This window comes from Acinetobacter sp. YH12128 (assembly GCF_013418655.1).
Lineage (GTDB): Bacteria > Pseudomonadota > Gammaproteobacteria > Pseudomonadales > Moraxellaceae > Acinetobacter > Acinetobacter amyesii.
In genome coordinates this window covers 1-13288 of record NZ_VPBO01000033.1, presented here as the reverse complement: position 1 = coordinate 13288, position 13288 = coordinate 1, and the positions used below count along the sequence as shown (strand labels likewise).

Below are 13288 nucleotides of genomic sequence, written 5' to 3'. Positions count from 1 at the left end.
GGTTTTATCTGTACGATGAGGAAAATAAGAGAGTAAAAGTGGTAAGGAATTCCCACTGTTACTCTAACAGAGATTAAGCAGGATCAGCTGTAAATCCACGCTCACTGAGAGTGGCAATGACTTGATCCTGACTCACCGTTGTGTTGATTTCAATAATACGGTTTTGTAAATCAATATCGAGTGAGGCATTCGAGTCGAGCTCTTTAATTGCGGTAGTAATGCCGCGTGCACAACCACCACAAGTCATATTAGCGATGTGAAATTTCATATGTTGCTCCTTTTTAACAAAACATTTGTTTAAAACATTAGAACAGTAACTCTAAACTTTCACCATACAACCAGCCTTTTTCTGAATCAGTTACTCGCTGTAACTTGGTCTGTTTACAACCTTACAGTTTTCTTCAGAGTATTCCAAAGAAGAGTGTTCTAATGACTACAGTAATAACACTAAATATAAAAAAAATGGAAGAATAATTTACTAAGTTATTGTTTTTAAGTTGATCCTTGTTTTATATGGGGGTGATAATAACTTCTGATTACTAGTTTTTACCTTAAATATACCGATTGAAAGATTCATTTAAAGGCTATGAATACATGAGTTTTACAGTTTGGCTAGGTCAGCATGAGTACTTTTCACAAGATTTAAGATCGACCATGAACGTGATTAAGTTATAGGGGATTGATGAAATAGTTTTTATGAATTTCTGGCTTTCTGGGCTGATTTTATCAAATTCATGTCTATGCAAAATTGCGACATATTTCTCGTGCTGGTAGTTATCCAGAGTTTGGTCTGCATCTATCCATAGTGCAGACCTTTTTTTGGTGACAGTTTTTTCTTAGTGATTTTCGATCTGGATGTAGTGATTTCACGTTTGCAGAATATATCTTGGCGGTGATCCATCTAATATTCGTGATTATAAAGAGAGCTAATTCACAGGTTCTACAGATTATGTAGCGACTAACTATATCAAAGTCTATTTGCAGTTGATGGTTGGCGCTTAGTTTATATTTACGCTTAGGTTTCAGTTAAAAAATCAATATTCTGTTGAATCCGTGATTGAATCATCTGTAGGGTAGATTCTCGAATTTGATGGGGATACAGGCGCTGCGCAATTTGACTAAATTGAAGTGCAATTTCACGCATGGTCAAGATGATCTCATCGACTTCTAGAGTAGTCAGATTAGCTTCTGAAGTACCGAGTTTATGTATGTCATTTCGGGAAATATTGAGCGCTTCTCCCATAATGTCCATTTGATGATAACCACCTGGACCCTCGCAGAAGGTCACATCATAGGCTGGAGCCAATTTCCATTGACCATTTTTCTCCATGAGAAATGAAAAGTTCTTAGTATGGTCATCCCGATTATTGAAAAGCACATTAAACACAGCACGTTTAAAAGCATGCAATCTTTCTCGTACATCTTGCGTACACATCAAGGTTGCCCGGAGAAAATTGCGATAGTCTAGGCTACCTGGAACTTTATAGTCTGCTCCTGTATATGCAGCCAAACTCTGCATTGGAATCCGCATACCATTTTGACGATCGAATCGTTTAGAAGCAAAAGCCGTTAAACCATTGGGCAAATTAAAGAAATGGGTATCTGGAGTCTCAATTGCACAAAGTCGCAAACATTCTGCATAGACGGCTTCAATGGCGCAGACTTCAGGATGCTCTTGCTGAGCAGGAAACTTAATCAGCCAGGCTTCATGTTGATCAGAATCTTGAGTCGAAAACTCTAAATTGACAGGATCTCGGTAAACCAACGCTTTTGGTCTGGCACCTTGAGGGGAGCCACCCATGACCAATAAATGCTGTAGAAATTCACCACCTTCACCTTTGAGTACTTCTTGAACTTCCTGGGCCAGTTGTTGTAAAGGGATATTTTCTGAGGTTTGCATGTCAGCAACACAAGGTTCAAAGGAGAGGGCACCCATTGCGTGACTACTAATATAGGTCAGACGCTCCAAAGGTCCAATTCGTGCTGAATTTAAGCCAATTTTTTTGAAATATCGATCCATCAACATCATGCCCCAACCATCTGGTAAAGCGTCATAGACTGGACCTGGGAGTCCCATTTGATGAGTAGGAAAACCTTGTCTGAATGGTAGACCTTTTAAAGGCAGCAAGTAAGAAGAGAGCTCAACACCTTGCTGTATTGCTTCTGGACTATATTCAAAAGCAATGGTGGGTCTACCTGTCGTGGCTGTTGAACTAATCAGCGTTCCCCATAACCATGATTCGCCCCAACCGTTGTAATAAACATTAAGTCTATTGAGCATTATCCCTTCCTCTTAATACGGTGGCGCTTACTTTGACTCTCATAGCGAAGAATGTCATTCACACTGTTAAGCTGAGGTTTAAATAGTTCCTGAAGTTCGTTTAATCGACCCAAGACCATTGCAATACGGACTAAATTTTCAACAGATACATTTCGTCCCGCTTCAAGATTCGAAACTGTATTCACGCCGACACCAGCGCGTGCTGCTACCTCAGCTTGAGACATCTCCAGAAAGAGTCGTTGCTTACGTAAACGCTCACCTAAAAGAGTCACAACTTCTTCTGGTTTAGTGAAATATAAATCCATTAAATTGGGTCTTAAGAATGAATAATTTAATTAAATCACAAAATAATGGAATTAATCTATAGCTATAGTGTGGCTAAGGAGGGCTTTGTTGCACAGCACATCAGAAGGGTAGGTATAGTCCTTGGGTATCGGTTACAGAAAATCATCAGGATGTACTTTGACTGATTGTTGATACGGAGATTTCAGTATTTTCATTTTTCCTAATAGGTCACATTACTTAGAAAGGGTTCTTCGAAAATTAGTTCATACTTTAAAAATCCTATAAATATTGAGGATATTTTCTTAATGCTTTCAATATAGCATGCGGCTATATGTAACTCGAACGGGCTTAATCTGCCTTTCAGTATAAATTTTTTGGGCGTGAGAGGGGAGAGGTGTGAGGGCAAGCAATTTATATCGTGGATACTTCTAAATTACTTATGTAATAGAAGGTGGTAAACATGGATTTAGAGGTAATAACACTAAATATAAAAAAATTGGAAGAATAATTTATTAAATTATTGTTTTTATGTGGTTATTGGTGATGTTATGAATAATAATAACTTTTTTCTTGATGAATTTTACCTAAAAAAATTGATCAGATAATTTTCTTTAAATGTCATGCATACATAAATTTGACAGTTTGAAGGGATCGGTATGTGCATTTTTCACAAGGTTAAAGATCGACCATAAATGTGATAAACGGCAGAGGATCATTGAAAAATGAATGGATTTAAACACTACATGTATGCACGAAAAAAAGTATCGCTGCGGTTCTGCTGACAGGCTGTATTGAGCATTGAATGCAAATGATGTAGTAATTGTCTACAGGCTATAGGACCAGCATGAAGAAGAATGAAATGTAGTTGCCAATTTATAACCTTGGTTGAAAAGCATAGCATTGTTATTCGGAGAAGTGAGGTAAGCCATCCTTCTCTTATTCATTTAAAATGATTCTTACTCAACTGATCTCGACTCATGGGCTGGTTCCAATTAGACGGATAATAACTTCCATCCCCTATCTTTTTCTTACCACATTTCTTGCATTTAATCCCTTCTTTGGAGATTTGATTCAGCATCACTGTTGTCGGTTGAATCAAATCAATGACATAGTTCGTTGGTTCAGGAAAAGCAGAAGAGGCTGCTTTATTGCAAAAGAGAACATTCGGATCAAATGGATTGGATTGCACAAAAGCCATGATACAGCCACAGAGTAATTCACCTGCATGTAATCTGTAACATCCATTCAGGTCATCAGACGAAGATTAATCTGAAATTTAAGCACTAAACACCATAAATCTATGTATGGGCAGACTTTTTTGAGACATATGTTGATAAACATGCGGCAAGTTACATTGCTTAAAAGTCTATCTAAGTTAACGATCTATTCAATTCTGGATAAGTAATCTGAATATTACGATCCTAAATTACCCGAAGAGTATTAAGATTTCTAAGAATCGTGATTGTTGGTTTATTTGGGAAATTAATCAGTGGATTGAAGCAAAGATGATGGCTCATTAAGGATTGTGGGCTTCGACTACTTAAATTTTAGGTATTTTGAATAAAGCATATTTCAAAAATCTGAATTAATGGATTTAAATTACCATAAAAACCTTCAATATTTGCTTGAATCCATTGTTGTTGAGAGTCAATGCGAGACCAATCAATACCATAACCACAATGAGCAATCAGATGCTCAAAGAAAATCCGTTGTGTACGTCCATTACCTTCACGGAATGGGTGTATGACATTAAGCTCACAATACAAGTCGGCAAGTTGAGGGATTAGTTTTTGTGGTGCTAAGCCTTGAAAGTATTTTTTTTCTTGAAGTGGCCTAAGTAATTTATTGGTTTCAATTTCAATACGGGAAAAATTACAAAAACGGGTATCACCTTTGGAAATATCGATTTGTCTTAATTTTCCTGCCCAGTCGTATAAGTCGCCAAAAAGCTGTACATGAATTGATTTTAAGTATTTTAAGTCGTAGGGTGGTTCAGCATATTCAATGAGACTACTTGCTAATCCAGACAGTTCCAGTTCAGCTTGTTCTAAAATTTGTTCATCACGAATATTGAGTTTGTTCTTTAGGATATTTGTGCCAGGGTAACAATACAGGCTGTCACCCATTTCCCCATATTTATCCATACATGCACCTGACTAAGATTCGGGTTGCGAATACTTCTTATATTTTTGCAAGATTTCAGCTTTACTTTGTTGAGTTGTTTGAGCTGTCGTTGTAATGCCTTCAAGCTTTAGGCTGGCTTGATAGTTTTGCGAACGTGTCGCTTGAATATATTTTCTTTTCTGTTCAGTGGTTCTGAGCATTTCGAAACTCCATTGATGCTACACGTGAAGTAAGTATAGCAGAGAATCTTTTTGATCAATGCTGCATACACAGCATTTCTAAAATGTAATACAACGGTATTGTTTCATGTAATAACAGAAAACTAAAAAAAAGTGGAAGAATTCTTAAAATTTAGACCGTCATAGATAAGCAAACCGTATGTATTTGTTGAGAATTGTAATTTTGAGAAAATTTAGTTGATAAATTAAATGAAGTTTCATATACAAAGATATGCTCATTTTTTAAATCGATAAAAATGTTAAGATTTGACTATTTGGTAAAAAATATAGAAATTTTTATGGGGCAATTTATCATGCCCTTTTGCTTTGACCGAAAAAATGTTCAACTTGAGATAGTAAAAATTAACTCAGAACTACTGAAAATCAAAAAGATTAAACAGAGTCAGAAAGTAGTAGTACAAGCAAAGTTCAAAATAATCTATGTGAAAATTTGGCAAAAAATCTTGCTATTGATGCAAACGGAGCCAGGCTTACGTGTGCATTCTAATTATGTTGCAATCTTACAGTTGATACATAATCTTGATGATTTTATCGAAAAATCACAACAACACTTGTGCTTTGAAAGAAAAGCTCAGAAAGAACTGGATGCTAAATTTTTTGCAAGATTTTTTAAGCTAACAAAGAATTCAATAAAGGATCAACTTTTACCAAATCGTTCTGATCACAATGAATTTAAACAATGCAACGTGATAAAAATATTAAGCGAAAATGAATATGCCAAACATTGAAACACAAGAGCAATTCTTAGATTTAGCAGAAAAATATCAACAAGATTATTGTCTATTACGTGATGATATTGTAAATACACAATTTGTCGATCTATCAGATGATTTGTATAAAGATGTCTACGCTCTATACAAATTAGCACAACAAATTTATAGCTATATATCAGGCTCCAGACAGATCGGTAAGTATTCTTTTTTAGCTGCTGTGAGTTTTTTTGCATGTCCAGATTCTAGTAATACACAAGAGCTGTCATCGCAACGTTATTTGATTCTACAAGCGAGTTTTTTAACATATCGGCAGTATCAAGAATTTGCAAAAATTGATAAAGCTGAGAATAAGCAAAAACATGTTTGTGACCTATTACGCTATGTCTCACGATATGTGCTGGATTCTAATCATGCTGAATTATTTCATGAATGTAGTAAGCTGCTAAATTGTTATGTCACGTACGAACGTAATTTGAAAAAAGAGGATCGTAATCAACTTTTTAATATTAAAGATTTCGAACAAGTACAAGTCATAGAGTATTTATCGGCTCTATTAATAATTTTTAAAAGACTAGATGATCGTCGTGTAGTTCATCGTCAGCGTAAGTCAAAAAAAAGCAAAGTTTTGCAATGGCCGACGAAAAATGAACTCAAAAAATTTCGTGAAATTAAAACGGGTAAGCAAGTAGATATTGGACATAACGCAAAGATTAGTATTTATGATGCCGCTCTTCACAAAGATGAAGAGGGTGAAGTTGATCTATTAGATCCTGAAATGGAGTTTTATTCAGAAGATGAAAAGTCTAAAAATTTAAATTATATACTCAGCGATAATGCGACGCATCTAATGCGGCATCGCCAGCGCCGTCATGCTCCTTTTGTTACAAATCCACATTATTTGGCGCCAGATATACTGAAGCAAATTGTTTATGTGTTGAGAACCGAGTTATCCGGGCACTGGAGGGATGCTGCAATCGCTGCAGCATGTTTATTGTCACTTTTGACGGGATTATCACCCGTCGCACTGATGGATTTTAACGAGCTTATTCAAGATGGAATTTTGATCCAGAATGGTTCAAGTAGACGTCGCGAATATTTACTCAAATTAAATCTTAAAATTACAGAGCAGAAGATTAAGAGCTTAAATCATGTGCGGTGGAATGAAGTGATGACACATCAACTACATTTACCTTCTGCTTGGTTTGACTATATAGAACAAGCATCGAATCCACTAATTTCATCAACACACATTAATACGAAACTTAAGAATTGGCTTGATAATCGGTTTGTAGGTTCGATCACTGTAGAAAAACTGCAGGCTCAATTATATTTTCATATATATTATGAAACATATAATGAATATCTTGCTCATGTAATTGCTGGGCGGGATAGTCAGCATCACATGCCTGGTATCTATTATGGCGGGCTACCGAAAACTCAACTCAGTAGCACATATCTAGCCTTTTTAGAAAAAGCACTTACACCACATTCCACACATTTTACTGAAGACACGGCTGAACTAAAAATATTGCAACAACAATTCAAAGTGCAATCTGCATTATCTATAGGAAGGATAGGGAGCCAACTGGCACTTGAACCCAATTTTGTGAAAGAGCAATTCCATATTTTACATAGACATTGTCACGAAAACATCCAAGAAGATAAGCACATTATTAATCAACTTAATGCATATGCGTGTTGGATGTGGCATATCAGTTTGTTGAGTTTGGCAAGTCGGCCTAAAAAAAACCTGTTGGGGAATTTGGATGATTATTGTGTTGAGCTCAAGCTTTTATATGTGAATGATAAAAAAAATAGTAAAGCAAGAAAAGATGGTCGTTTTATCCCTTTATCTGATTTTTTCATAAAAACACTGCAAAATTACACTGCCTTTTTAGAACAAATTATTGAAGCGTACGGTTCATTTTTTAGACAAGTCTTTGCAAAGAAGAAGATAACTGTAAATGATCTTTTTGGTAAGGTCATTTTTAGTAAAGATATCTTGCCGATAACTGTCAAAGAATGGCAGAGCAGGAAAATTAAGTTAATCCCTTTATCGAGAAAATGGGTGAATTCATATATGCAAGGAGTCTTTCCAAAGAATATGTATTCGAATTGGTTACGTCATTTTGACATGAACTTTTTGATGCATGAGCAGCAAGAGGGTAAACCAGCATTAGCTTTTCACTTAATTCAGGCCCTGTATGGTCATGACCAACGTGACCGAGAGGCTTTTCATCCGCATTCTTCACTTATCCCGAATGTCTATGTACAGCAAGCCCGCCAGCAATTGCAAGATAATGTCAAATCTTTATCGATTAAACACTTAGAGCGAAAATAGTTGTATGCAAAAAATCAAAGAACTAATAAAACCACAACTAGATGATCTATTTGTTGATATTCATAAAATGGTGAAAAAGTCGCTAGATAGACAGCCTTCTCCACCTGAAGTATTGACGAAAGAAATGCAGCAAAAACTTGATCAGCAGATCGCTGAAAAATGGCATGACATTAAAGATAGTGTTGATTGTTTGAGTCAAAAGTTGAGCCGAGACGAACAATCAAAACTGATGCAATTTACTGAAGATGAATTTAATAAAAGAAGGAAGCAATTCAACCAGAATGTAGATAAAAAATCATACAGAATTAAGCTAAATCCACATACTAAACGGATCGTACTGCCTAGAAAAATTGAGAGTACAGAGTCACGGTTAGAACAGGGGCATCTACATATCCATGTACTTAAGGAATTAAGGCAGTATTGGCAAGATTCATTTGAATATTGGAATGAACCAAAGTACTTATGGGGAAATTTATGCTTAAGTTTTATATATATTTCAGGCTGTGCAGATGAACAGCATTTGATTGCTATTCAGAAGCAATTGCAGGAGGCCATTGAGCTTGGTACAGATCTGAATTGTTTTCGGTTATACCATTCGGACTACAAAAAAATCACTAATCCATTGTTACTACATTATCGTGTTGAAAACTCTCAATATGGCAACGATGTAGAACAGGGAAAGTTGTACCAATGGAAACATGTTTTTTTTAACCCATATGCGCAGTTCATTTTGCAATATTTAAAAAAGTTGAAAGCTGCTCAGAAAGAATTTTGTCTGCAACATTCAGTTGAAGATTGTATTTTAGAAAGCTTGAGTAAGATAGGCAGGAAAAAAAGTCTTGGGGATCTGCAATATCAAATTAAACGCCGTGGATTTCGTGCATTTAATGATGTGCAAATGGTACTCGAATTTAATCCAAACCTCAGCATAGATATATTTTTGAGTAATGTGCTTCAGCAAGAGATTAATACTGTTGCTTTAAGGCCATCCGAATTTAGATTGCTGTGGAATAATGATTACAATCAAGTCACAGAACCAGATAATCGCCCTATTCATTTTGAACAAGAGCAGTTACTTCCTGAAGTTCCGACTGTTCAAAGCAAATTACAAACGATTCCGTATGAGTTGATGTTGTTTGGTCAAAAGAAACGTAAAGGTCAAAAAGTTGAGCGTTTAGATAAAAAGAGGAATAAAGAAGAACGCACGCTACGTTTTTGGCAAGAAACTAGAAGGGTGTTAGAGGAGAAGATAGTTGATGCTAATACGGAGGAAAAGTCTTTAATTGATGCTCAACTACGCTTAATTCACTGGTTAATGCATTTAAAAAAACGAGGGCTTCAATTATCAACTATTGAAAGCTACTTAGGATCGTTTGGCAAAGAATTTATATTTGAGATTTGGCTCAATAAATTAGATTTAAAGCAACAATCCATAGATGACTATGAGGATTTATATCGGCAGCTATTGAAATACAGCAGTGAACGTGATGAAAAAGCAGTTCAACGAGATTCGGTGAAAGGAAAAACCTCTCGTAAGATGCACCAAAGCGCAGAATACCGTTTTGGTCGCCTAAAAGATTTTCATCAATTCTGTATAGAGAATTATGATGCTCCAGGGGTATTGGTGTTACAGAATTCAAGTTTTAAGCATTTACAAATTTGCAATGCACGGCTAGTGAGTCCTTTGCTATTTGGCAAATTATTGGAAAAACTAGAAAATTTAAGTCAAGAGCCAACGGCATCAGAGTGGGTCGATCATCTGAGTTGTTTAAAGCTGATGTATTTACTAAGTTATAGAACTGGACTTCGATTAAATGAAGTTCGTTGTCTTAAAATACAAGATATTATTTGCCCAGAGCTACTTTATAAAGAAAAAGAAAATACAGTTTTTAATAATATCACGCTTCATATCCAAGACAATTCATATCGCCGTCTGAAAACGCGAAGTGCGAATCGTCAAATACCATTGAAAATTGCATTGTCAGAACATGAGTTTTTAGTAGTACAACGTTACATACAACATCGTTATGAGCAATATTTGGTTAATCAGCAGGATGATCTACTTTTTAGTGTGAATCATCGTGTATTAACTGATCAATGTATCAGCAAAATTACAGTAGATTTGTTTAGTCAAATATTAGGTATGCATCATGGCTTTAGTTTTCATACATTACGCCACAGTGCTGCTAACTATCTAGCAATAACTTTGCTCGGTTCAAAAGAAATGATCAAGACCTACACAGATTGTCCTTGGGTAAAAGCAAAAAAGATGAGGGATTTATTGTTTGGTATGAAAGCACGTGCTCAAGAAGAGATTATTCAACATAAATGGCAGGTGCTCGCCTCTTGGATGGGGCATAGCAGTATTGAGCAAACGGCTTCAAATTACCTTCATGTTTTGGATTTATTAGCAGTCGATCGAATTTATAATTCGCCGTGTATCATTTCAAAAAAAGTATTAGAACAGTGTTTTAGTCCAGTGAAGTCAAGTACAGACTACATAAACCTAAATCGTTATACTCAGCAGCAGAAATGGTTTAATTCTTATCAGCAAACACAGCCAGTTACGATGGCTGGCCGACAAGAAAAGAAGTTTAGTATAGAGAAGAGTACTCTGACACCTTTTCAACGTTTGATAAGTTTTAGAGAAGGTCGATTAAGCGAAGATACCCAAGCTCAAGAATGGATGCAACGATGTCAATGGATGAGCACTAAATGGATGGATCGCCAAAAATTTAATTTAAAAACGAATTATGTTTATAGTAAGAATTTAGAAGAGAGTTGGTTTGATGAACTTTACGAAAAGGCTAAAAAACTGACTCGTCCAGATGAAATAATTCCTCTCCTTGATTTTCATTATAAAGATGATAGGCAGCAAGATGCACTGAAAGAAAAGAACATGGTTAAGGCGCTTAAAATATTATTATTATTTGGAAAACTGCGTAAGAATTTTCTACATTTTCAATGCCGAATGAAAGGTGATGAGCAACAAATTGTTAATTTTATTACTGGTATAGAGCCAATGTTAGGAGATCATCTGTATTTAGAAAAACAAAACTACCCAGTTAATTTGGATGCTCCTGAGCGAACCGTTAAATTTAGTTTTCAAAGAGTTGTCGGCTCTAACAAAAAAAATGTTACTCCGCTGGTTATATTTAATTTAATGTTAAAAATGATGCAAAAAGATGAACTCTGGATCAAATAGCCTAAGCATGTTAAAGGGGAATTGTTTAGAAATTTCCCTGTTTATAAGTAAACTGCCTTTATGAAAAGCACCATGCTGACTTGGATTAATAAGCGGAATGTAGTATCACAGTTTGATCGCTGGATTTACGAAAATGGTGTGAAGATTAGCGGTATGGTAAATCGATGAGCTAAAGTGTTGTAGTCCAAACTCGATCTGACAATTACCCATTTTTTAGTGTGCCCGTCAGGTTAAATTTGAACTGAATTTTTCTCAGCCCAAATTCATTTCCAATCAAGTTATGTTTCAAGTGGCGTGCGAACACTGCACAATTTAATTCACGGTGCCTAAGACAGGTATCAACTTCGGACCAGCCATTCTAGCTTTGCTAATGATTTCCACCAGCTCATCATAAGTCAGTTCAAACTTATCCTCACTATCAAATACATAGACCATATTCTTGCCTTCATGTTCAGGTGGAGTAGGTGGTACAAATCGTTTCGGGATAAGAATTTGTGCGAGTTGTTCGTCAGTTAATTTAAATAAGTGCATGTTTTTATCCTACTGTTCCTTAAAATGTATTCAAACATACTCAAGGACTAATTCGCACTCTGTTAATGTCTTGTTGCCAAGCGTGTAACTAGAGCCTGAGTCGGTCAGTTCCGACTTGTAGCGGTCAGTCCGTTCTTGCAATATACGCTTTACAGTTTTGTAAGGCGTATAACGACTTATCTCATTGTCGTTTAATCTTGCAAGCACGTTTCTCGCAGCATTCCAATCAGCTTGCACAACTTCCCCATTGAAACGGTGAAAACGATCTCCCTTGCGTGTGCCTATTAAAAGCCCACGTAAGAAAGAATCACTTTGCGAAGTGTATGCAGAATTGACTAGATGCACCGTAGAACCTCTACGGTGAGATATACCTGTTAGGGCATCGGCTAATAAGCCTTTAACCCATGTATTTAAGCGTCTATTGGTGTTTTTGCCATAGTTGCGTTTACTTTGAATTGGGGATGTTAAATCTTCCGCAACAATCACTTTGGCTTTATCAACCAACTTGTGAGTTGCTGTAAATATTAATGTTTTGAGCTTTGCTTTTTGAGTATCTTGTCGCTTATCTAGTTTTTTTCGACCTAGATTATTTAACTCAATTTTCTGTTTCTTGTGTGGTTTAGCTTTAGCAATCGCTCTGAGCTTGTTTCTGTGCTTGTACTTTTGATTTAAATAATCTGATTCACTTGAGATCAGCTTGCCTAGACCACTCCCATATACATCGCCATCAGAGTCCACAAAAGCTTCTGAGTACCCTTTATCAACACCTACTGTTTCCTGACCACAATCTTGTGTTTCAACTGCATCATAGGTTGAATGAACTTCAATATTGCCATTTTTTAGAATAATTCTTAATGTGCCTTGCGGTGCAAAATCAACAGTCGTATTTAATGGGATTTTAATGGTTTGTCGAGGGATTAGGCTTGGTACTTTAAGCCAACATTGACCATTTAACTCAAAGGTTTTACACATATCCGCACGAACAATAATTTGATTATGTGTGTGATTAACACCATGCTTAAAGTGATTACGCATTTGACGATGGAGGAAATTATCAGTCATCCATTCATCTTTTTTAAGCAAGGTGTATAGTCTTTTTTGTTCATTATTACAGGAGGTGCGTTTTCGGATCGCCTGCTTTACTTTGTCTTTTGATGCTTCTCGATAGGCTTTAATATCACCTATGCAATCACGTAGCGTTTCTTTCCACGCATTTGCAGAAACACCAAAGTCACGACTTTCTTTCATCCACGCATCACGAATAGCTCTGTCACTGATATTCAAACCTGAAATAGCACCATATTTAGCCCACACCTCGCTACGAATACGACCAAGTAAAACAGCTTGTTTCTCAAGCTGTTTGTACTTTTGCACATTCAAGTTTTTACAGTGATGAATGCGTGTTAATTTCACAAAGTCATGCCTAGGTTAAGGGATTGGATAGAGGTGGTTCCACTTGTTTGAACAACTAAAAGCGTATTTATAAGTGATATTCCGCTCTAGTTAAGCCACCTTGTTTTGTTGGGGTAGCTGATCATAGTAAAACTCATTTGGTGTCATTTTGTCTAG

Annotated in this window: 12 protein-coding genes; 4 read left to right on the top strand and 8 right to left on the bottom strand. The window is 36.1% G+C overall.

Annotated elements, in window-relative coordinates:
* Positions 1–73 precede the first annotated feature (73 nt).
* The 6 genes from FTU64_RS14655 to FTU64_RS14630 all read right to left on the bottom strand — a co-directional run bounded on the left by FTU64_RS14655 (position 74) and on the right by FTU64_RS14630 (position 4890).
* Positions 74–268, bottom strand: coding sequence for a heavy-metal-associated domain-containing protein (locus FTU64_RS14655; RefSeq protein WP_179990953.1), 195 nt, complete (start codon positions 266–268; stop codon positions 74–76).
* 747 nt (positions 269–1015) lie between these two features.
* Positions 1016–2281 carry a type II toxin-antitoxin system HipA family toxin gene (locus tag FTU64_RS14650; RefSeq protein ID WP_000934717.1) on the bottom strand — a complete coding sequence of 422 codons (1266 nt, stop codon included), beginning with the start codon at positions 2279–2281 and terminating at the stop codon, positions 1016–1018.
* On the bottom strand, positions 2281–2586 hold the full coding sequence (locus tag FTU64_RS14645; RefSeq protein WP_000366814.1) for a helix-turn-helix domain-containing protein: 306 nt from the start codon (positions 2584–2586) through the stop codon (positions 2281–2283). Before FTU64_RS14645 ends, FTU64_RS14650 begins: the two co-directional genes overlap by 1 nt.
* 920 nt (positions 2587–3506) lie before the next feature.
* Positions 3507–3764, bottom strand: a complete 258-nt coding sequence (locus FTU64_RS14640) for a hypothetical protein (RefSeq protein ID WP_004726728.1) — start codon at positions 3762–3764, stop codon at positions 3507–3509.
* Positions 3765–4113: 349 nt separating this feature from the next.
* A complete protein-coding gene (locus FTU64_RS14635; protein ID WP_000362164.1) occupies positions 4114–4710 on the bottom strand; it encodes a putative adenosine monophosphate-protein transferase Fic in 597 nt (198 codons plus the stop codon).
* Between the two features lie 12 nt (positions 4711–4722).
* Positions 4723–4890 (bottom strand): YhfG family protein, encoded by a 168-nt coding sequence (locus FTU64_RS14630; protein WP_000946583.1) that lies wholly within the window; start codon positions 4888–4890, stop codon positions 4723–4725.
* A gap of 317 nt (positions 4891–5207) precedes the next feature.
* On the opposite strand from FTU64_RS14630, the gene FTU64_RS14625 reads away from it, so the two are divergent.
* Genes FTU64_RS14625 through FTU64_RS16510 form a run of 4 tightly spaced genes read left to right on the top strand, consistent with a single transcriptional unit; the run spans position 5208 to position 11356 of the window.
* On the top strand, positions 5208–5657 hold the full coding sequence (locus tag FTU64_RS14625; RefSeq protein ID WP_002046161.1) for a hypothetical protein: 450 nt from the start codon (positions 5208–5210) through the stop codon (positions 5655–5657).
* A complete protein-coding gene (locus FTU64_RS14620; protein WP_127800787.1) occupies positions 5644–7983 on the top strand; it encodes a hypothetical protein in 2340 nt (779 codons plus the stop codon). The genes FTU64_RS14625 and FTU64_RS14620 overlap by 14 nt, the downstream gene beginning before the upstream one ends.
* 4 nt (positions 7984–7987) lie before the next feature.
* Positions 7988–11188 carry a site-specific integrase gene (locus FTU64_RS14615; RefSeq protein WP_127800785.1) on the top strand — a complete coding sequence of 1067 codons (3201 nt, stop codon included), beginning with the start codon at positions 7988–7990 and terminating at the stop codon, positions 11186–11188.
* Between the two features lie 60 nt (positions 11189–11248).
* Positions 11249–11356 (top strand): hypothetical protein, encoded by a 108-nt coding sequence (locus FTU64_RS16510; protein WP_372551473.1) that lies wholly within the window; start codon positions 11249–11251, stop codon positions 11354–11356.
* 144 nt (positions 11357–11500) lie between these two features.
* Here FTU64_RS16510 and FTU64_RS14610 read toward each other — a convergent pair whose 3' ends face one another.
* Both FTU64_RS14610 and FTU64_RS14605 read right to left on the bottom strand, forming a co-directional pair.
* Positions 11501–11719, bottom strand: coding sequence for a hypothetical protein (locus FTU64_RS14610; protein WP_000550047.1), 219 nt, complete (start codon positions 11717–11719; stop codon positions 11501–11503).
* Between the two features lie 30 nt (positions 11720–11749).
* Entirely contained in the window at positions 11750–13132 is a 1383-nt protein-coding gene (locus tag FTU64_RS14605; protein WP_180060142.1) for a transposase, read from the bottom strand.
* Positions 13133–13288 lie beyond the last annotated feature (156 nt).

Excerpts from the sequence above, each read along its gene's own strand:
- FTU64_RS14655 (WP_179990953.1), bottom strand. The coding sequence starts at position 268 with ATGAAATTTCACATCGCTAATATGACTTGTGGTGGTTGTGCACGCGGC.
- FTU64_RS14650 (WP_000934717.1), bottom strand. The coding sequence starts at position 2,281 with ATGCTCAATAGACTTAATGTTTATTACAACGGTTGGGGCGAATCATGG.
- FTU64_RS14645 (WP_000366814.1), bottom strand. The coding sequence starts at position 2,586 with ATGGATTTATATTTCACTAAACCAGAAGAAGTTGTGACTCTTTTAGGT.
- FTU64_RS14640 (WP_004726728.1), bottom strand. The coding sequence starts at position 3,764 with ATGGCTTTTGTGCAATCCAATCCATTTGATCCGAATGTTCTCTTTTGC.
- FTU64_RS14635 (WP_000362164.1), bottom strand. The coding sequence starts at position 4,710 with ATGGATAAATATGGGGAAATGGGTGACAGCCTGTATTGTTACCCTGGC.
- FTU64_RS14630 (WP_000946583.1), bottom strand. The coding sequence starts at position 4,890 with ATGCTCAGAACCACTGAACAGAAAAGAAAATATATTCAAGCGACACGT.
- FTU64_RS14625 (WP_002046161.1), top strand. The coding sequence starts at position 5,208 with ATGGGGCAATTTATCATGCCCTTTTGCTTTGACCGAAAAAATGTTCAA.
- FTU64_RS14620 (WP_127800787.1), top strand. The coding sequence starts at position 5,644 with ATGCCAAACATTGAAACACAAGAGCAATTCTTAGATTTAGCAGAAAAA.
- FTU64_RS14615 (WP_127800785.1), top strand. The coding sequence starts at position 7,988 with ATGCAAAAAATCAAAGAACTAATAAAACCACAACTAGATGATCTATTT.
- FTU64_RS16510 (WP_372551473.1), top strand. The coding sequence starts at position 11,249 with ATGAAAAGCACCATGCTGACTTGGATTAATAAGCGGAATGTAGTATCA.
- FTU64_RS14610 (WP_000550047.1), bottom strand. The coding sequence starts at position 11,719 with ATGCACTTATTTAAATTAACTGACGAACAACTCGCACAAATTCTTATC.